The organism is Desulfosarcina sp., assembly GCF_041551955.1.
Lineage (GTDB): Bacteria > Desulfobacterota > Desulfobacteria > Desulfobacterales > Desulfosarcinaceae > Desulfosarcina.
On sequence record NZ_JBFELV010000018.1, the window covers coordinates 1 to 20,151 of the forward strand.

The window sequence follows — 20,151 nt, forward strand, 5'->3', positions numbered from 1 at the left end:
GAGCCAAACCCATGCAAACCGACCGGGGTAAGTGGATAACGGACATCATTTCCCATTTCGTGGCGTCATCGCATGAAAATACGCTAGGCACGCCGACCGGTGAAAAGGCTTTCGATCCGCCGCTGGTCGGCTTTTCCACCGGCGGCGACCCCTTGTACGACGAATACGTGTCACACATCGGTGATTTTTACCTGCGGCCCATCGACATTTTTAACCGGGCGTTTCCGTCAAGTACGATCGGTTCTCCTGACGCATTGACGATCATCAGCTGGGTGCTCCCGTCCACTCCGTGCACCCGCAGTTGCCAAGATGTCGAGACGAAGCGGTCGTCGGAGCGATGGGTTTACCTCAGACATCATGGCGAACATTTCAACGAAGCGCTGCGCCGGCATGTCGTCGAAAAATTGACCGAAGCCGGCATCCAGGCGGTGGCCCCGGTGTTGGCGCCATTCTGGAGTAAGTCGAGCCAGGGACCCTACGCCCCATGCTCCAACTGGTCGGAACGACATGCGGCATATGCGGCCGGCCTGGGCACCTTCGGGTTGTGCGACGGACTGATCACCCCGGTCGGCAAAGCCATGCGGACCGGTTCGGTGGTCGCGCGGGTGCCCATCGCCCCAAGCCCGCGTCCGTACACGGATCGTCACGCCTACTGCCTTTTTTATTCCCATGGCACCTGTGGCAAGTGCATGGCCCGATGCCCGGTCAAAGCCATCAGCAACGCCGGCCATGACAAAAAAAAATGCAAGCAGTACACCAACGTCACGATGAACGCATTTGTCCGCAAGGCCTATGATATCAACACCTACGCCTGCGGCCTCTGTCAGGCCGGTGTCCCGTGCACGGACCATATCCCGAACCCGGACGAGGGATAGCCCTATTCCTTTTTGCGACTGAGGGTCAAGTTGACGACCGCCAGCATTGAGGTGCCCACGATGAGCAGAAAGGAGACGGCGTTGATGACGGGCGTGGAACCGTCGCGCACCTGAAGATAGAGGGTGATCGGCAGGGTGGATTGCGACCCCACCAGAAAAAGCGTGGTGTTGAAATTTTCGAAAGACATCAGAAAGGCCACAGCAAAGGCACCGATGATGGCCGGACGAAGGAACTTGAGCGTGATGTGCCAGATCACCTGCAGCCGGGTGGCGCCGAGGTTCAGGGCCGCCTCCTCCAGGCTGTGGTCGAATTTTTTGAGCCGGGCTGACACCACCAGCGTCACCAGCGTCGATATAAAAGCAAACTGGCCCAGCACCACCAGCCAGAATCCCGGTCTGAAAAGGGGCACGTCCAGATTGAAAGTGTCTTCGAAGAACATCCCCAGGGTGTTGGCGAACAGGAGGATGGAGATGCCCAGAATCACGCCGGGAATCACCAGAGGGGCCAGCATGAGAAAGTAAAGCGCCTGCTTGAAGCGAAAATTCTCCTGCTCGAAGAGAAAGGCTCCACAGGTGCCGACAAGGGTCGAGAAGATCGACACCCAGAAGGCAACCCTGAAGCTCACCGCAATGGCAGATAGATTGAGCGAGTCGTGAAAGATACCCACCCGCTCCGGCAAATCCGCGGTAAACCACTCGAGGGTGAACCCTTTCCAGGGAAGCGCCGGGAACTGGGAGTCGTTGAAGGCCAACACGCAGACCATGAACAGCGGTGCGAAAAGGAACACGAAAAACAGGGCGACGTAAAGTTTGAATCCCAGTGTGTAGGGTCGGGTGTTGGGCAGCGAGCGGATCATTGAACCACCTGGCTGAGTTTCTGGCGGGTGAGTTTGAGTCCGATCCAGACGATCGTGGAAGAGAGGATCAACAGAAGGAAGCCGAAGGCCGCACCCTGATTCCAGTTGAAGCTGGCGATAAACTGGTTGTAGATCTGTTCGGTGAACCACAAGGAGTTTTTGCCCCCGATCAGGTTGGGGGTGAGATAGTTGCCCAAGGTGAGCATGAAGACCACGATACCACCGGAAACGATGCCGGGCATAGCATGGGGGATGATGATCCGCGTAACAATCGAAAAAACATTTCCCCCCAGATCATAGGCCGCTTCGATGAGGCTGTCGTCCAGACTTTCCAGCACCGAGATCAACGGCACCACCATAAAAAGCATGGAGGTGTAAACCAGGCCCATGACCATGGTGATGTCATTGTAGAGCATTTCTACGGGTCGCTGAAGCAGCCCGGCTCGAAGCAGGAAGTGGTTGATCACGCCGCTTTCGCGCAGCAGGATCATCCATCCGTAGACCCTTACCAGCTCGCTGACCCAAAAGGGCATGAGCAGCAGCAGGCTGAGAAAACCGCTGAAGCGCGGCGAAACCACCTTGGTGATGTAAAACGCCACCGGCAGGGACACGGAAAAAGTGATTGCGGTGGTCAGGATGGCGTAGACGGCGGTGCGCGCGAACGTGCGCCAGTAAACCGGCTCGTCGAAAAAATTCAGGTAGTTGATCAGGCTCCACACCATGGTTCCGGCATCGTCTTCGATCCGGAAGGACATCAGCAGCAAGTCGATGTGGGGCAGGACGATAAGCAGAAACAGCCACATGAGCACAGGCGTGACGAAGATCAGGAAGGGCAGCGAGATACGGGATCGGGCGGCGTTCATGATACCCTGAAGCAGCTGGCGGAGCGGGCATTCCAGCCGATGTCGACACGGTCACCGACGTTCAGGTGATCGTATTGTCGGTTCTGGGGAAGGGCGATCATCAGCTCCGCCTCACTGTCCACCGGCGTCGCCAGCAACCGGCTGTTGGCCCCGTCGAAAAGGATCGACTTGATGGTCACGGTCAGCCGGTTGAAATCGTCCTGATCGGTTTCCGGGGCAATGATGATGGCCTCTGGACGAATAAAAAACGATACGGCGGTACCCGGTTTCAGATCCGATTCGGCACCGGCGGAGAAGGTCTGGCCGTCGGCGGTCTTGATCGTGCACAAATCCTCCCGCTGATCGGCCACGGTCCCGTCCCAGGCGTTGTTGTCTCCCACGAAGCGTGCCACGAAGGGTGTCTTCGGATCGGCATAGAGCATGCGGGGTGTGTCCACCTGTTCGAACCGACCATTGTTCATCACGGCTACGTGGTCGGACATGACCAAGGCCTCCGACTGGTCGTGGGTGATGTAGATGAAGGTCGTCCCCACCTGGGCCTGCAACTTCTTCAGTTCCACTTTCATCTGTTCGCGAAGCTTAAGATCCAGCGCCCCCAGGGGTTCGTCCAGCAGCAGCACGGCAGGATCCAGGACCAGGCAGCGGGCAATGGCCACCCGCTGTTTCTGGCCGCCGGACAGCTGGTCGATCTTTTTGCTGCCGAAGCCCGGCAGCCCCACCCGTTCCAGGATGTCCGCCACCTTCCTATCGACATCGGGCTTTTTCTCCTTACGCCGTTGGAGGCCGAAGGCGACATTCTGGGCCACGTTCATCATTGGAAACAGGGCCAGGTGTTGAAAGATCAGGTTCACCGGCCGGCGGTTGGGCGGCAGGTTGGCCATGTCGCTGCCGCGGATGAGAATCCGCCCCCCGGTGGGTTCGATAAATCCGGCGATCATTCTCAGCAGCGTGGTTTTCCCGCATCCCGACGGGCCTAAGATTGAGAAAAAGCGTCCCTGCTCCACCGCAAAGGAGACTTCGTTCACGGCGGTAAAATCGCCGAACATTTTGGATACCTTTTCAACCGACAGGTCTAATGCCATATTGATCGCATTTCGTTTCTGCGCCGTGTCCGTCCAGAAAGGGTCGGTTACGGTTCAGGCCTAAACCGCAGCCTTTCCGCAACCGGAGGCGTATCCGTTGCTGCATCGAGGTCTCATCCGTGTTCGTCCAGAGGAGGTAGGTTGAGGCTCAGATCAAGGCCGCACGGTTATTGAAACCACAGGCGTAGCCCGGCGACGTCGCGGACCTCAATAACCACAGAACGCAGATCCGGGCCTCAAAATGCCACCTCTGGATGGACGCGTGCTAGTTGGCGGCCTTGACTTTGTCTAGTATCAACCCTTCAATCGATTCCAGCTTGGCGGGAACCGGCGGGTACCACTTGATGTTGTCAATATCGGCCTGGGAAAAACTACGCTGGAAATTGGCTTTGACCTCCGCATCGTAATACTCGATGGCCCCGGCGGACGCGGTGCCGTATTTTTCCTTATTGGTGAACATCGCTGCGTTCTCCGGCTTCATCATGAAATTGATCCATTGATAAGCCGCCTCGACGTTTTTGGCCTTGGCCGGAATGGTGAAGGTGTCGATCCAGCCCAGGGCGCCGCTTTTTGGAGCCACGAAATCGATATCCGGATTTTCGACATGCATTTTCCATCCGCCGTTGTCCCAGGCCATGGCAACGAACACCTCTTCCGAACGCATGGACTGCAACAAGGCGTCTCCGTTGGTCCAGTAATTTTTTACCAGCCCCTTGCCCTCGATCAGTTTTTCACCGACCCTTTCCATCAACTTTTCATAGCTTGTCGGGTTGGCGTAAAGCACAAAGGGATCCTGCTGCATGGAAAAGGCGATGCCGATCAGCGTGGGGCGTTTGAGCCGATAGCTGACCCTGCCGCTGTAGGCGGGGTTGAGCAGGTCTTTGTAATCTGATGCATCGGGCGCATATTTTCGGTTCACGATCAGCCCGGAGGTGCCGTAAACATGGGGAACGGCATAGCTCTTGTCACCGACCATGGTGTTTTTCTTCACCGCCTCCAGCATGGAGGGAACGATCAGGGCGGTGTCTACCTTCGTAAAATCGATCGGCTGGTAAAGTTTGTACTTGGCCTGTACCGACGATATCCGGTCCTGGCTGGGCTGGGCCAGATCGAACCCTGCGCCGCGGGTGGCCCGAAGCTTGGCAATAATCTCCTCGTTGTTAGAATAGGTCGGCTTTACCGTAATTCCGGTCTCCTTCTCGAATTTGTCCATCAGTTCCTTGGGGGCGTACCCTTCCCAGGTGAGCAATTCGAGGGTTTCGGCCTGGCCAGACAGGGAAAAGGCGAGGACCATTGATACGGCGAAACACACAACGGCTGCTTTCTTCATTTTTTTCTCCTCCTGTTGACATGCAGTGTTCATCACGCAGAATTGAAACGCTGCAACGCTTCGCGCTGCACGGTTCAATGCCATCCGGATTGGGGGATCATAGATATGGAAATAATATTGAGAAAACACATCGACTTATTTTTTTATAGTATTCCCGGGCCGCCACGGCGTCAATACGAAACCTGAAAAATATTCTCACACGGCTGGCCGAATTGTCTATGGCGGAAACGACCGTAACACCGGTGTTCCCGGCAAACGGTTTCGGCGAAGATGGCAAGCCATGGTCAGAGACCGATGAAAAGGCCACCGTTTCAGCAACGATGGACATTAGGTCAACTTGCCGATTGCATTCACACGCGCTTTCCCTTATGAACAGGCCCCTTCGGTGTGGTTTTCGATGATCATGCGGCGGTTGCTAAAGAGAACACCATTTGACAAAAGCCATCCCTCTGAATAGATTCTGCAATTGGCAACCGGCCCCCGAATGGGTTGATCAAAATGGACTATGATTTTGAATACCGAGCACCGTCGGCGGTGCTTTACGATGGAGTATCCATTTTAATTAATAGTTATCTATAGTTAATTAGATCTTAACAGGTCCGTCAGCCCCACAAGGAGGAAAAGATGCTGAAACTAGGAGAAAAAGGCGCCATTTTGCAGCGCGACAAAGAGACCTATGCGATCGCCCCGCATATTCCCTGCGGTTTGGTCACCCCTCAGCTGCTGCGAACCATCGCCGATGTAGCCGAAAAATACGATGCGCAGGCAATCAAGATCACCGGAGCAGCCCGGGTGGTCTTGGTGGGGTTGAAGGAGGAGCACATCGATGCCGCCTGGAACGAACTGCAGCTGGACAAGGGAGCCGCGGTGGGGTTGTGTGTACGAAGCGTGCGGGCATGTCCGGGAGACACCTACTGCCGCCTGGGCAAACAGGATGCCCTGGGCATGGGCATGACCCTGGATAAAAAATATCATAGCCTGGAGCTGCCCGGCAAATTCAAAATGGCCGTTTCCGGCTGCCACCTGAGTTGCTCCGAATCCTGGGTGCGGGACATCGGACTGATCGGCCTCAAGGATGGCTGGCAGATCGTCATCGGCGGCAATGTGGGCGCCGAGCCGCGCATCGCACAGGAACTGGTTTCCGGACTGGATGACAGGCAGGTCCTGGTCGCTATCGACCAAACCGTTCAGTATTACAAGGAAAATGCCACGAAGGGCGAGCGTTTAGGCAAAATGATTGAGCGGGTGGGCCTGACGCCGTTTCAGGAGGCGCTGGCCTGACCGTCACTTGCGAAATCGAAAGGGTTCCATATGAAACGCCTTGGTTTTTTTTGTCTGACTGTCATGATGGTGCTAGCTGCGGCGCCGGTTTCGGTCATTGCCGACAGCCACGCCGACACCATCGCAGTATTCAAAAAATCCCCTGCCGTGATGCCATTTTTTGAAACGGCCTATGGTTACGCGGTCTTTCCCACTGTCGGCAAAGGAGGCATCGTCGTTGGGGGTGCATACGGCAAAGGGAAGGTATATCGGGGTAACACGGCTACCGGAACAGCGACGCTGGCCAAAATGTCGATTGGATATCAATTCGGCGGTCAAGCCTTCCGAGAGATCATCTTTTTCGAGGATCAACGCGCTTACGATGAATTTACCCGTGGAAGCTTCGAGTTTGACGCCAATACATCCGCGGTGGTCATCACGGCCGGTGCCCAGGCGCAGGCCGGATCCATGGGCACGACAGCAGGTGCCAGCGCCGGGCCGTCTACCGGCAAGCAGGCTCCCATCAGCTATCGCAAGGGAATGGCCGTTTTTGTTCATGCCATCGGCGGCCTGATGGTCGAGGCCGCTATCGGCGGCCAAACCATCACCTTCGAACCGTTCCAATAGGCCATGCGCTCGGCCTCCCGGTAATCTACCCATGCCTGATATGGCCCGGTTTGGCTCGCATGATGCATTACCGGAAATCGTGACGTGCGTCCCACTGGAGACGATTTTTCGCCCCTTCTGGCGGCCGGTCATGCATGCCGGGAAAACCATGTAACCGAACGGTAAAAGAAATTAAGGGGAAATCATGGGTTGGTTCATGATTTCCCCTTTTCGTATCGGAGGGTGTCAAAATCGTCAGGTCAATGGCGTTTCCTGCCGATTCAAAACAAAGATAAGCTCTATTTTGCCTCTATTCAAGGGCACAGTGTGCTGCATGATCAACTTTTCTCAAGCGGGTGCCAATAACCATTAGGATTTCACATGCGGTCAACCGTCGAAAGACGTGTTCTTCCCGCCAAGTTGACCGCAGGCTGCCATGATGCGGCCGCCTTTTTCACCGCGCCTTCGAACGAACACCTTTTCTGCCACCAGCCACGCGTGAAACCGTTCGTATACATCCGCAGACGGGGGTCGCCATTCACTGCCGGGCGCCGGATTGTAGGCAATCAGGTTCAGTTTGACCGTCATGGGCGCCAGGTATCGCGCCAGTGCTTTGGCGTGCTCCCGTCGGTCGTTGATGCCTTCAACCAGCACATACCCCATGAACAAAGCGGATTTTTTGGCCAGCGGGTATCTGAGCAGCGAGGCTTGCAACACGGCCATGGGGATGATCCGATTGACGGGCATGAGCCGCGACCGTATGTCATCGTTGGGTGCGTTTAAGGAGACGGCCAAATTTACCGGCGTGCCGTCCAACCGGGCGAGTCGGTCGATGCCGGCGGTGAGACCAACGCTGGACACAGTGATATAGCGCCGGGCAATGTCCATCCCCCGCTGATCCGCCATTACCCGAATAGCCTGAATCACATTGTCCAGATTATCCAGCGGTTCGCCCATGCCCATGAAGACGACATTGCGGATGTCGATCCCCAGTTGATGCCTGGCGATATACACCTGGCCGACGATTTCCGCCGCGGTGAGGTTGCGAAGCAGCCCCATCTTGCCGGTCCGGCAGAAGCGGCATCCCATGCGGCATCCCACCTGGCTGGACACACATAGGGTGTGGCGCCGGAACATGGGGATGACCACCGACTCGATGTCCAGGTCATCCGCCAGGCGGGTAACGAATTTAATGGCCTTGCCGTCTGACACCCGCTTGACCAGCCGACCCATTGAAAGCACCAGGTCGGCTTCCAATTGACCGGCCAGGCCGGCCAGTCCGGCAAAGGAGGCTAAGTCGTGAAATGCCGTTTTCCCGGTTTTCATCACACGACGGTACACCGGGGTGCTGATGTGACTTCCTTTGCCATATCGCCGGCGAAAGGCATCGACAAACTGATCATGAGTGGTATCGAGAATGTTCAACAGCAATTATCCTCAGTTGATGTGGATACCGTAAGTTATCGACAGAAAAAATCAACTGCAATCGACCGAGTCCGTTTGACACCCCCTATGCTTTTTGCGATATTCAGGTCCGGCTGGCGTGCGATTTCCGCAGCCGCCGATCGGATCAGTCAACCATTGCAGGCAGCTGGAGTGTGCCTGGGAAAAGCCAAGGAAAGAAGATGACGGAAAACGAAACCACGCACGGATCCAACTTTATCACCACGATTATCGAAGCGGATCTGAAAACCAACAAAAACGATGGCCGGCTGGCCACCCGGTTTCCCCCGGAACCCAACGGCTACCTGCACATCGGCCACGCGAAATCCATCTGCCTGAACTTCGGGCTGGCCACCACCTACAACGGCACCTGCAACCTGCGCTTCGACGACACCAACCCCACCAAGGAGGACGTGGAGTATGTGGACGCCATCATGGCCGACGTTCGCTGGCTGGGGTTCGACTGGGATAACCGCCTGCACTATGCCTCGGATTATTTCGAACAGCTTTACGATTTTGCGGTTCATCTCATCCGGACCGGCAACGCCTATGTGGACGACCTGAACGCCGACGAAATCCGTCAGTACCGGGGCACCCTCACCGAAGCGGGAACGAACAGCCCCTGGCGAAACCGCAGCGTGGAAGAGAACCTGAACCTGTTCCAGCGTATGCGCGCCGGCGAGTTCGAAGATGGCTCCCGGGTGCTGCGGGCCAAAATCGACATGGGCCACCCCAACCTGATCATGCGCGACCCCACTTTGTACCGCATCCGCAAGACCAGCCACCACCGGACCGGCGACACCTGGTGCATCTATCCCATGTACGACTTCACCCACTGCCTGTCCGACAGCATCGAGGGCATTACCCACAGTCTGTGCACCCTGGAATTCGAAAACAACCGCGCCCTCTACGACTGGGTGCTGGACCATGTGGACGCCCCCTGCCACCCCCAACAAATAGAGTTCGCACGGCTGAACCTGAGCTACACGGTGCTGAGCAAACGCAAACTGATCCAGCTGGTGGACGAAGGTCATGTGAACGGGTGGGACGATCCGCGCCTGCCCACCATCTGCGGCCTGCGGCGCCGCGGCTACACCCCCGAAGCCCTCCGCAACTTCTGCGACCGCATCGGCCTGGCCAAGCGTGACAGCGTGGTGGATGTGGCCCTGCTGGAGTTCAGCGTCCGCGAGGACCTCAACAAACGGGCCCCCCGAGCCATGGGGGTCCTGCGGCCCCTGAAAGTGGTTATTGAAAATTATCCCGAAGGCCAGGTGGACGAACTGGAGGCGGTCAACAATCCCGAAGACCCGGATGCCGGTGTGCGCAAGGCCCCCTTTTCCAGTGAAATCTACATTGAGCGGGATGATTTCATGGAAAACCCGCCCAAAAAATTCTTCCGCTTGGGGCCGGGCCGTGAGGTGCGGCTGCGCTACGCCTTCTTCGTGACCTGCACCGAGGTGATCAAGGACGAGAAGACCGGCGAGGTCGTCGAGCTGCGCTGCACTTACGATCCAGCCACCCGCGGGGGTGACGCCCCAGACGGCCGCAAGGTCAAGGCCACCCTGCACTGGGTGTCGGCCGCCCACGCCGTGGACGCCGAAGTGCGGCTGTACGACCGCCTTTTTAGCAAGGCCAACCCGGACGAAAAGGTAAACGGCAAGACCTACATGGATTTCATCAACCCAGAGGCCTTGGAGGTGCTGCGCAGCTGCAAGCTGGAACCGTGCTTAGCCGATGCCGGTCCGGGTTACTTCTGCCAGTTTGAGCGCATGGGTTATTTTTGCGTGGATGTGAAGGATTCGAAGCCCGGCGCGCTGGTGTTCAACCGTACGGTTACCCTTCGGGATGCCTGGGCCAAGCTAAAGAAAAAATCATAAAAGAACGCTGGAACATTCATTTTATGGGACATCCCCCAATACCAGGGTCAGCTTCAATCCCCCATGGTACAACGGCAGCCGGCTGGCCGGAAAGGGCAGTGAACGGGCCAGATCAGGTCTGGGAGCGATCATGGCGACTGTCCATCCCTTGAATCGCTGTTCCAGGTGTCGGCCGATAGTCTTAAAGAGCGCATCCGCCTTTTTGGCCGAGCCGATGCGGATGCCATATGGCGGGTTGATCACCACCAGCCCCGTGCCGTGGCCATACTGATCGGCCGCGCACTGGAAAAAATCTTTATGCACCACCTTGACGGCATCCGACAACCCGTTGCCGGCGATCATGCCTGCCAGCCGGTCACAGGAGCCTGCATCGATGTCTGATGCATAAATCAAGGGTTGCATCAAATCCTGCACGGTTGATTCGGCCTCCCGCTTGATAAACCCCCACTGGCCTTCGGAGAAAGCCGGCCACCCCATGAAGGCAAACTCCCGCTTAAGGCCCGGTGCCATCTGTTTGGCGATCATGGCCGCCTCCAGGGAAAAGGTCCCGGACCCGCACAAGGGATCCACAAGGGGGCGTCGTGGGTCGTAACCGGCGGCCATGAGTATGGCTGCCGCCAGGTTTTCCCGAATGGGCGCGACTGCCGGGCCCGCTTTCAGGCCGCGTTTGTAAAGCGGCTCCCCGCTGCTGTCCAGGGAGAGCGTAAACCGGTCTTCCACCGCACGTACAAACAGGGTCTGGGGGAATACGGGCGACGGCGGTCGCTCAGCCCCATCCAATCGGCGGGTGATGCTGTCGCCAATGCTCCGGGCAATGGCCGCTGTGTGGTAGAGCCTGGAACGGCGGCTGCTTACCTTCACAGCAGGCAGGAGCCCCGGCGGGAGAAACAGCTCCCAGGCGATATCGCCGGCTTTTTTCTCCAGCCGGCGCAGGTTGGTGGCGCTGAAGGCCTCGATGCGCATAAGAATACGCGTAGCCGTGCGCAGATGCAGGTTGGCGCGCTGGCAGTCAGCCAGCCGTCCGGAAAAAGCCACTCCACCGGTATCTACAGACATGACGCTGGGGTCGAAGCCCAGGTCGATCAGCTCCTGCCGGCAGATCTCCTCGACGCCCGGGGCGGTGACTGCAAAGTACTTTCGAATACGGCCGGCAACATGGCGGCGAACACGCTTGTGAAATGCGCGGTCGTCAACATGATCCGTATTCACTTTTCCGGTGAATGGATCTGTCATTGGTTGGGGTTCTCTCTGGGCGGGGAAAGGACTTGATTAACCGGTGCATCAATACTAAGTTGCCCTAATAAACGCACTTTATCAGCTGCTCCTGTACTTGTAAACATTCGATTTTTAGCGCAATTTAGCTGTTTTTAGAGAGCACCACAGGCATGTCCACCGTCCATATCCGACAATCGACTTACCATTACCAAGTGCTTCGGCCCATCATTTTTGAGATGCTGGGATCCGCTGAGGGGCCGACCATCGACGTTGGCACCCGGGTATTGATCAAACCGAACTTTCTCGCTCCGGCAGCTCCGGACAAGGCGGTGACCACCCACCCGATGATCGTCAAGGCGGCGGCCGAATTCGCGTTGGAGAAAGGGGCCCGCGTCCAGATATCGGACAGTCCGGCCATGGGCAGTTTCTCTAAACTGTTGAAAAAAGGCGGCTATGAGGAAATGCTCAAAGGCCTCGACGTAACGGTCGCGCCCTTTGAAAAAACCATGGCGGTGGACGTGGGTGAACCTTTCGGCAGCATCGATATTGCCAAGGATGCCATGGAAGCCGATGTGGTCATCAACCTGGCCAAGCTCAAGACCCACACCCAGATGATGCTAACACTGGGGGTAAAAAACCTGTTCGGCTGCATTGTGGGCCTGAAAAAACCCGAATGGCACATGCGCACAGGCGTGGATCGGCAGATGTTCGGGCGCTTGATCGTGAGTATCTTCGAAGCCGTGGGTCCGGCCTATACCATCATAGACGGCATCCTGGCCATGGAAGGCCAGGGCCCGGGCAAAAGCGGCACCCCCCGGGAACTGGGACTGCTGATCGGCGGGAAAAACGCCCACGCCGTGGATCATGCGGTCTGCCTTCAGGTGGGACTGAATCCCGACACCCTGGAAACCCAGCGCAATGCCAGGGCGATGGGGGTATATGACGGCAGGGTTCATATCAGCGGAGACCTGAACATCCTGAACGACTATCAATTCCCGGAACTGGGCTCGCTCACCATGGGGCCCGAATTTCTGGGCCGGTTCATGCGCAAGTTCGTCATTCAGCAGCCCGTGCCGGACAATAAGACCTGCAAACTGTGCGGGGAGTGTTGGAAGTATTGCCCGGCCCAAGCCATCTCCTACACGGACCGGGGAATAACCATTAACACCGACACGTGTATTCGCTGCTATTGTTGTATAGAGGTGTGCCCCCACGCGGCCATCCAAGCCAAAAAACCACTGGCCGGCCGCATGTTGACCTGGCTGACTAAAAAGCGGTAGTCAAACCGACGGTCTATTATTGAATCTAATCGGTTGGCATCTACCAGTACGCCAATCACCCCCTTCGCAGCGCTGTGAACACCTCCTTAAAAATTTCGGCAACAGATTGACACGCCACCACAATGTAGCATTTTATGATGGGGTGAATGATCATTCCCACTGTATCTCCTGTAAATTCTTCACTTGCGCTACCTGAATCGCCTTCCACCCCTTCGTTCCTGGCCATTCCGTATCCACTAATCTCCCCCGATAGATGACGCGTCTCATCGAGATGAGGAGGCAATAAATGATACTTTTTAATGAACGAATAAATAAAAGCCTTGCGGTTCTTTTAACCACCACGTTTCTGTCTATCAGCAATGGCGCCATTTTTGCCATGGATGCGGCGACCATGAAAATATATGGTGTGGCGATAAAGGGGTACGATCCGGTCGCCTATTTCACGGAGCATCGCGCGGTCAAAGGCAACAGCGACTATGTTCATGATTGGAACGAGGCCAGCTGGTATTTCTCGACGCCCGAACACCGTGATCTCTTCGCGGCCAATCCTCAAAAATATGCACCTAAACATGGGGGGTTCTGAGCGGTCAGTCTAATCGCCGGCAAGGTTGCCGATGAAAACCCTGAAGAGTGGAAAATTATCGATGGAAATCTCTACTTGGGTTGGGATTAACCTGTGTTGAAGCGAACGTGCCACCCATAAGAATAAACGATAGCCTATGGCCTATTTGCAGAAAAATTAATATATGCCCGATCTTCAATTCAATAGAAAGCTCACGGCAATCTTGAGCGCCGATGTCGAAGGCTACAGCCGTTTGATGCGCCTGGACGAGGCCGACACGGTGGTCACGCTCAAGGCCTGCCGCAAGATCATCAGCCGAATGATCGTGGGTCATCATGGCCGCGTGATCGATTCGCCGGGCGACAACCTTCTGGCAGATTTTACCAGTGTTGTCGATGCCGTTCAATGCGCCCTCGAGATTCAAGATGAGCTGAAAACAATTAATGACGAACGGCCCGACGACCGTCAAATGGCTTTCAGAATCGGCATCAATTTGGGTGATGTGATCGAAGATGGGGATCGCATTTACGGTGACGGCGTCAATATCGCGGCCAGAATGGAAGGGCTGGCAGCGGGCGGCGGCATTTGCATATCGGGCAGCGCCTACGAGCAAATTCAAAACAAGGTCCCCGTGGGGTGCGAATTTATAGGCAGGCAAGCCGTAAAAAACATCGCCACCCCCATTCCCGTATTCAGAATTTGGAAGGATCCCCATGCGGCCAGTTGCTCGATCGCGGCCACGGCACGGCCGACACCCCAAAAAGCCTATTTGAACGCAGCCGTTGTGGTCGTCCTTGTATTAATCACTGCCGTTGCGGTCGTCGTCTATCAATCCAAAAGCCGCTCCCATCAGTTGAGTGAGAATCTTGGTAGCCCGATGGTCAAGCTGCCCCCCGGCAAACCCTCGATCGCTGTATTGCCCTTTGAGAATTTGAGCGACGATCCCGACCAAGTCTATTTCAGCGACGGGATCACCGATGACATCATCACCGACTTGTCCAAATTTAGCGGGTTGGCCGTTACGGCGAGCCACACCACCTTTAAGTACAAAGGGCAATCACCCGATATCACAGCGCTGGGAAAAACGCTGCGGGTGAAGTACATTCTTGAAGGCAGCATTCAAAAAGCGGGCGACCATGTCCGTATCAATGCGCAGCTCATCGATACCGCCAGCGGGAATCATATTTGGGCCCATCGATTCTCTCGTTCAATCGAGGATATTTTCGAACTGCAGGATGAAATCGTAGAGACAACGGTCAAAAAGCTGGCTGTAAAGGTGAATCAATCGGAACGGGCTTTGGCCATGCGCAAGGGCACGGCCAATCTGGGAGCCTACGATTATTACCTGCAGGCCTATCACCATCACTATCAACGGACACTCGACGGAAATATAAAAGCACGACAACTATTTCAAAATGCCATAACGCTTGACCCCAATTTTGCAGCTGCTTATGTGGGGCTGGCCAAAGTAAGAGAACATGCTGTTAACTTCGGTTACACTGAATTTCCCAACGTGGTGCTCCAGGAGGCACTTGATCTGGCCAAAAAAGCCGTCCAGTTGGATAATTCCAACGCCAGCGCCCATGGAGAATTGGGCTATATTTACATGCGGTTCGGAGAGTATGATCTTGCCAAGAGCGAGCTTCAAAAAGCCATTGATCTGAACCCGAACGACTTCGTCAGCTATCGGCATATGGCCGCCGTACTGTTATATTCCGGCCTCCCCGATGAATCTCTTGCGTGGTACGAAAAGCATTTTAAATTTGACCCCGATATCTCTCCGGGAGGATATATGAATGTCGGTATTGCCCACTTTCTCAATGGTGATGACGACAAGGCGATTGATTGGCTAAAGCAGGCGGCAACCAAATGGCCAACCTTCTTGGGCGCCCATATTATTTTGGCCGCTATCTATGGCAATTCCAATCAACTGGAAAAGGCCAAAGCCGAGAAAGCCAAAATCCTGCGTCTTTCGCCTTTTTTCCGGGTCGAATTTTATGGCCAGGCCTATCGAAACCCCAACCACCGCGAAAAGATCGTTGCCGGGCTCCGCAAAGCTAGTCTGAGCTGAATACCTGAACACGTCGCCGCAATTGCACCGGTGGCCGCCCTTCTATTTTACAATCGGTTGTTTTCAAGCCAGTTCCCATCGGCAGCTGGTCGTTTTTCTTCGTCAGCACTGGCGCTTTAAAAAAAAACCAAGCCTGCAATTTGATTTTTTTATAGTTACAGGCTAAGCTCGCAGCTTCTGATAGTTGAAATGACTTTGGTGTAATTCCAAGAAAGGAAGGTAACTTATGGCGGGGGGTATTAATAAAGTCATCTTGGTGGGCAATTTGGGACAGGATCCTGAGATCAGGTATACCGCCGACGGCAGACCGATAGCCAATTTTTCCATTGCAACGTCTGAATCCTGGAAAGACAAAAACAGCGGAGAGAAGCGCGAAAAAACCGAGTGGCATCGGGTGGTGGTGTTCGGCAAACTGGCCGAAATCTGCGGTGAGTACCTCTCCAAGGGGCGGCAGGTCTACATCGAAGGAAAGCTGCAGACCCGCAAATGGCAGGGTCAGGACGGGCAGGACCGCTATACCACCGAAGTCGTGATTGACGGCTTCAACGGCACCATGCAGATGCTTGGTACCCGCGAGGGCGGCGGCGGTGGGCCCCGGTCGGCGGCAGTCAGCGGTGGTGGCGGCGGTGGCGGCTATCAACAGGATCAGGGTTACCCCCAGCAGCCCTACCAGAATGACAAAGAGGATGACATTCCCTTCTAAAAACAACAATTGATCGTCGACCAATTCGCAAAAGGGGCTGCCGCAATCGTAGCGGGCAGCCCCTTTTTTTAGTCGGCCCATCCGGAATCGATCAGCCCAAAATGGCCTTTAAGTCCTCATCGGCCGTGCCGATGGGCTTGATGTCGAAATTCTTCACCAGGGTGTCGAGCACATTGGGCGTGAGGAACGCCGGCAGCGACGGCCCCAGACGGATGCCCTTGATTCCCAAATGAAGCAGGGCCAGCAGCACGCACACCGCTTTTTGTTCATACCAGGAAATAATCAGCGATAGGGGCAGTTCATTGACCCCGACATTGAACGCCTTGGACAGGGCCGTGGCGATCTGTACGGCTGAATAGGCATCGTTGCACTGGCCGGCGTCAAGCAGCCGGGGAATGCCGCCGATATCGCCGAGATCCATGTCGAAAAAGCGGTATTTGCCGCAGGCCAGGGTCAAAACGATACAGTCCTTGGGAACCTTTTCTACGAATTCGGTGTAGTAGTTGCGACCCGGTTTGGCGCCGTCGCAGCCGGCGACCAGGAAAAAATGCCGGATATTGCCGGCCTGGACCGCCTCGATGACCTTGTCGGCCACGCCGAGCACCGCATTTCGGGCAAATCCCACGGTGACCTCCTGATCCACATGATCTTCCGAAAAGCCCGGAAGCGCCAGGGCCCGGTCGATGACCGGCTTGAAGTTCAGGTCGGAGATGTGGGGAATATCCGGCCAGCCCACCATGCCGCTGGTGAACAGGTTGGCCTTGTAGTCATTTTTGGGTCGCTGGATGCAGTTGGTGGTCATCAAAATGGCACCGGGAAACTCGGAGAACTCCTTGGTCTGCTTTTGCCAGGCCGTGCCGAACTGGCCGTAAAAATGGGGGTATGCCTTCAGTTTGGGATAGCCGTGGGTCGCAAGCATCTCCCCGTGGGTGTAGATATTGATTCCCGTCCCCTGGGTCTGCTTGAGCAGCTCCTCCAGGTCTTTCAAGTCGTGTCCGGAAACCAGGATGGCCTTGCCCTGCTTGTAACCCAGCGGCACCCGGGTGGGTACCGGGTGGCCGTAGGTCTCCGTATTACCCGCGTCCAGCCGTTCCATGGCCTTGTAGGCAGCTTCGCCGCAGCGCAGGGCCATGGTGACCCATTCGTCAACGCCCATGTCGTCGCGCTGAATGGCAGCCAATCCTTCGTGGACGAACGCATAGACGCTTTCGTCCTCCTGTCCCAGAACCAGCGCGTGGTCGGCATATGCGCTGACGCCCTTAATGCCGAACAGTACGGTGTGCTTCAGCGACAGAACATCTGGGTTGTCGCCCGGATAGGATTTCAACCCCACCTGCTCAGCCTGGGCCACCAGGGCCTCGAGGGTGGCTTGGGGCTCGAAAGTGGCGGCGCCGTCCGCCCAGGCACCATTGCCGCCGGCCGCCTGAACCTTGGCCTTCAATCCTTCCCGCTTGGTGACCGCCTGATTGATCAGGTCCACGAAACGGTCAGGATCGAAGTCCACATTGGTCAAGGTGGAAAAGGCGGCCTTGACGGTGAAGATGTTGACATCCGCGTCGGAAACGCCGGCTTGGCGACCCGCCACTGCCACCTGGGACAAACCCATGAGTGAGTAGAGCAGCAGGTCCTGCAGCGCGGCGATCTCGGGCTGCTTGCCGCAAACACCCTGGATAGTGCAGCCGGTTCCTTTAGCGGTCTGTTCACATTGATAACAAAACATAGCGTCCCTCCTTGTCTTTGCTGATTGGCTTATTTACGGGTGTGGCTGTAAGATGTCCATCCTTTCCATGGGCTGCAAGCACTACTCGCCCCGGATCATCACCAACAGCATTTTAAAACGCTGCTCCGCATGCAGCGCGTGGGAGATATTGGCCGGCATGATCAGCATTTCGCCTTGGCTCACGCTGCGGGGCTCGCCACCGATGGTGATCCGGGCCTGGCCGTCGAGAATATAGACCACCGCATCGAAAGGGGCCGTGTGTTCGCTGAGGCCCTGGCCGGCGTCGAAAGCGAAAAGGGTGATGTTTCCGGTAGTCTTCTTCAGCAAGGTTTTGCTGACGACGGAATCGTCAGCATAGTCGACAGAATTCGCCAGGTGAAATGCATTGCCTTTCAGTGTAACAGATTCAGTGGTCATGACAACCTCCTTTTAAATCCATGATGTTCAGCGCCCGTCTACCTGCCACAAGCACTTTATAGACCGCTTGGATGGGATCGATAATAACACGCCTTTCTCTTTCAATGCGAGCCCAATCCTTATTTGGTGGCCAGGCCAGACGCTGGTTCGTAGCCGGTTTACCCAAGCGATATAGCAAACCGCATACCAGAATCTTTTATCAATTATTACAATAGACTAAATAGTATGTTACCATAAATGCAACAAAACGAATGTTTACGTTGTGGTAACATTGTTAACATTATAGCAACAATAAAGGCGAGTAAAAAATGGTGGTGGGTCAGTTTGGAAAAAAATCGACTACCCCGTTGTGCAGACCAGCGGCATCGGTTTGACCGGGCGAGGTGGGACCCGACCGTGGTATGCCGAGACCACTCCGCGAACCGTCACCGCTGCCAACACCAGGGTGCCACCGGTAAAGGCCCATATGCCCGGTGCTTCACCGGTGGCCAGAAAGACCCACATAGGATTGATCAAGGGTTCGATGGACGGGATCAGCGTCGCCTCGAGAGCCCGGACCCGCTTAATGGCATAGGCAAAAACGGCGTAGCCGGCCCCCAGCGAAATGACGCCCAACCCTGCCAGGCCAAGCCAGTCCATTGACGTGGGGGCCTGCCGGAACATAAACGGTAGACACAGGCCCGCGGCTATGAAATTGCCCAGGGCGATAGGCCAGGCGGTTGAGCCATGGCGGGATTTTCGCAGAAAAATCATGGCACCGGCCCAAAAGACCGACCCAACCATGCCCACCAAAATGCCTACGGTGCCCCGAAGGGAAAGCGTATCGAAAAAAAAGAGCCCGATGCCGGCGACGACCACCGACAACAAATACCAGTCCTGCCGCCGGGTGGGCTCACCGAGCATTCGGGGCGCCAGGATGGCCACATAGGCCGAGGCCGCATACTGGAGGACAATGGCGTTGGCTGCCGTGGTGAGCTTGGTGGCAACCACGAAACAGATGCAGAACAGGCCCATGCAGATTGCGGCGAGAACCGGGTTGATGCCCCAAGAGATTCTGACCTCTTTTCTGCACAGCAGCAGGATAACGACGCCGGCAATCAAGCTGCGCCAGCCGGCAATGGCCATGGGATGGAGCGTGACCATCTTGATGAGCACCCCGCTGGTGCTCCAGAAGATGGCCGCCGCAAGAAGCATCAGCACGGCCAGTCGATTTTCGTTAATTTTATCCATGCGCTTTTGCTAATCTGAAAATGGTAGATTTTGGCTCAGGCCAAGGCCGCAACGATGTTGAAACCGGAGGCTTAGCAGCGCTGCGTCGAAGATCGCACTGAAGCGTCACTGCGTGCTCAGCGGAGTGAGGACGCCGGCCTGGGCCGAATGATACCGTTTGTGAATGGGCATTAGTTAAAAACCGTTTGGCTGAAACGCCCCCTAAATGGCTCTAGCATCATGCTTTCGGCATAGCCGATGCGCGCCGGCGTGAGGGCCCTGACCAACACCAGGCCCGGAAGCGTGACCATAAACGCATCGCCCTCCTCAAGTACGTAGTCACGGATATCGCACTCTTGAGTAACCCACACACTTCCCTGAAGGCAAAACAGCGTTTGCTGCCGGCGTTTTCCCTTCAACCCCCAGCCCTGCCCGGCGGCCAGATCGACCATCGTGTCCGGTGCACTCAGGTTGGATAGGACAAATCGCTTTCGGGCACCCACCATGCTGCCGGTTTCCAGAAGTTGATGATTCATTGCTGCCTCCTCACCCTGCCCTTCACGGTGGCAGGATCGTTAAAGCGGTATACCCAAGCAGCCGGTGGCGCCCGGCGTTGCCTTTAATCGGCAACATTGCAGATCCAAGGCATCCATGCTGCGGGCAACCTTCGTTACCCTGAGATCAAGAATACTATGCCCAAAAAAAGAATAACAGCCACAAAAAACATGTTTTGTTATCAGTACAGTTGTGATAATTTTCTATCTGTACTGGTTGTGAAACA

17 protein-coding genes and 1 pseudogene are annotated in these 20,151 nt (G+C 55.9%); 8 read left to right on the top strand and 10 right to left on the bottom strand.

The window, feature by feature from the left end; genetic code table 11:
• On the top strand, window positions 1–875 hold an 875-nt coding region (locus ABYV26_RS02655), incomplete at its 5' end, for an epoxyqueuosine reductase (RefSeq protein ID WP_372677906.1).
• A 2-nt stretch (window positions 876–877) separates the two neighbouring features.
• Here the strand turns inward: ABYV26_RS02655 and ABYV26_RS02660 are convergent.
• The 4 genes from ABYV26_RS02660 to ABYV26_RS02675 form a co-directional block, all read right to left on the bottom strand.
• The gene (locus tag ABYV26_RS02660; RefSeq protein WP_372677908.1) at window positions 878–1,732 is read right to left on the bottom strand and encodes an ABC transporter permease; all 855 of its coding nucleotides are present in this window, start codon (window positions 1,730–1,732) and stop codon (window positions 878–880) included.
• On the bottom strand, window positions 1,729–2,595 hold the full coding sequence (locus ABYV26_RS02665) for an ABC transporter permease (RefSeq protein WP_372677910.1): 867 nt from the start codon (window positions 2,593–2,595) through the stop codon (window positions 1,729–1,731). Before ABYV26_RS02665 ends, ABYV26_RS02660 begins: the two co-directional genes overlap by 4 nt.
• Complete coding sequence (locus ABYV26_RS02670) at window positions 2,592–3,677, bottom strand: ABC transporter ATP-binding protein (protein WP_372677911.1); 1,086 nt, start codon at window positions 3,675–3,677, stop codon at window positions 2,592–2,594. The genes ABYV26_RS02665 and ABYV26_RS02670 overlap by 4 nt, the downstream gene beginning before the upstream one ends.
• Before the next feature lie 265 nt (window positions 3,678–3,942).
• Window positions 3,943–5,007, bottom strand: a complete 1,065-nt coding sequence (locus ABYV26_RS02675; RefSeq protein ID WP_372677913.1) for an extracellular solute-binding protein — start codon at window positions 5,005–5,007, stop codon at window positions 3,943–3,945.
• A gap of 624 nt (window positions 5,008–5,631) precedes the next feature.
• On the opposite strand from ABYV26_RS02675, the gene ABYV26_RS02680 reads away from it, so the two are divergent.
• Window positions 5,632–6,288 carry an NAD(P)/FAD-dependent oxidoreductase gene (locus tag ABYV26_RS02680; RefSeq protein WP_372677915.1) on the top strand — a complete coding sequence of 219 codons (657 nt, stop codon included), beginning with the start codon at window positions 5,632–5,634 and terminating at the stop codon, window positions 6,286–6,288.
• Between the two features lie 30 nt (window positions 6,289–6,318).
• On the top strand, window positions 6,319–6,894 hold the full coding sequence (locus ABYV26_RS02685) for a hypothetical protein (RefSeq protein ID WP_372677916.1): 576 nt from the start codon (window positions 6,319–6,321) through the stop codon (window positions 6,892–6,894).
• 366 nt (window positions 6,895–7,260) lie between these two features.
• Here the strand turns inward: ABYV26_RS02685 and rlmN are convergent, their stop codons facing one another.
• On the bottom strand, window positions 7,261–8,298 hold the full coding sequence (gene rlmN / locus ABYV26_RS02690; protein ID WP_372677918.1) for a 23S rRNA (adenine(2503)-C(2))-methyltransferase RlmN: 1,038 nt from the start codon (window positions 8,296–8,298) through the stop codon (window positions 7,261–7,263).
• A gap of 200 nt (window positions 8,299–8,498) precedes the next feature.
• On the opposite strand from rlmN, the gene ABYV26_RS02695 reads away from it, so the two are divergent.
• On the top strand, window positions 8,499–10,193 hold the full coding sequence (locus ABYV26_RS02695) for a glutamine--tRNA ligase/YqeY domain fusion protein (RefSeq protein WP_372677920.1): 1,695 nt from the start codon (window positions 8,499–8,501) through the stop codon (window positions 10,191–10,193).
• Between the two features lie 21 nt (window positions 10,194–10,214).
• Here the strand turns inward: ABYV26_RS02695 and ABYV26_RS02700 are convergent, their stop codons facing one another.
• Entirely contained in the window at window positions 10,215–11,426 is a 1,212-nt protein-coding gene (locus tag ABYV26_RS02700; RefSeq protein WP_372677922.1) for a class I SAM-dependent RNA methyltransferase, read from the bottom strand.
• A gap of 152 nt (window positions 11,427–11,578) precedes the next feature.
• Here ABYV26_RS02700 and ABYV26_RS02705 point away from each other — a divergent pair, with 152 nt between their 5' ends.
• From ABYV26_RS02705 to ssb, 4 genes and pseudogenes are all read left to right on the top strand, one after another.
• On the top strand, window positions 11,579–12,688 hold the full coding sequence (locus ABYV26_RS02705; RefSeq protein WP_372677924.1) for a DUF362 domain-containing protein: 1,110 nt from the start codon (window positions 11,579–11,581) through the stop codon (window positions 12,686–12,688).
• Between the two features lie 403 nt (window positions 12,689–13,091).
• Window positions 13,092–13,358: pseudogene (locus ABYV26_RS02710) on the top strand (YHS domain-containing (seleno)protein); the annotation flags it as partial.
• Window positions 13,359–13,506: 148 nt separating this feature from the next.
• A complete protein-coding gene (locus tag ABYV26_RS02715) occupies window positions 13,507–15,321 on the top strand; it encodes a tetratricopeptide repeat protein (protein ID WP_372677949.1) in 1,815 nt (604 codons plus the stop codon).
• A gap of 226 nt (window positions 15,322–15,547) precedes the next feature.
• Window positions 15,548–16,024 (top strand): single-stranded DNA-binding protein, encoded by a 477-nt coding sequence (gene ssb / locus ABYV26_RS02720; RefSeq protein ID WP_372677926.1) that lies wholly within the window; start codon window positions 15,548–15,550, stop codon window positions 16,022–16,024.
• A gap of 91 nt (window positions 16,025–16,115) precedes the next feature.
• Here the strand turns inward: ssb and hcp are convergent, their stop codons facing one another.
• The 4 genes from hcp to ABYV26_RS02740 form a co-directional block, all read right to left on the bottom strand.
• Window positions 16,116–17,744: a hydroxylamine reductase gene (hcp, locus tag ABYV26_RS02725; protein WP_372677928.1), complete on the bottom strand. Its 1,629-nt coding sequence runs from the start codon at window positions 17,742–17,744 to the stop codon at window positions 16,116–16,118.
• 81 nt (window positions 17,745–17,825) lie between these two features.
• Window positions 17,826–18,161, bottom strand: a complete 336-nt coding sequence (locus tag ABYV26_RS02730) for a cupin domain-containing protein (RefSeq protein WP_372677930.1) — start codon at window positions 18,159–18,161, stop codon at window positions 17,826–17,828.
• A gap of 339 nt (window positions 18,162–18,500) precedes the next feature.
• Window positions 18,501–19,391: a DMT family transporter gene (locus ABYV26_RS02735; RefSeq protein ID WP_372677932.1), complete on the bottom strand. Its 891-nt coding sequence runs from the start codon at window positions 19,389–19,391 to the stop codon at window positions 18,501–18,503.
• A 170-nt stretch (window positions 19,392–19,561) separates the two neighbouring features.
• Window positions 19,562–19,906, bottom strand: a complete 345-nt coding sequence (locus tag ABYV26_RS02740) for a DUF2917 domain-containing protein (protein ID WP_372677933.1) — start codon at window positions 19,904–19,906, stop codon at window positions 19,562–19,564.
• Window positions 19,907–20,151 lie beyond the last annotated feature (245 nt).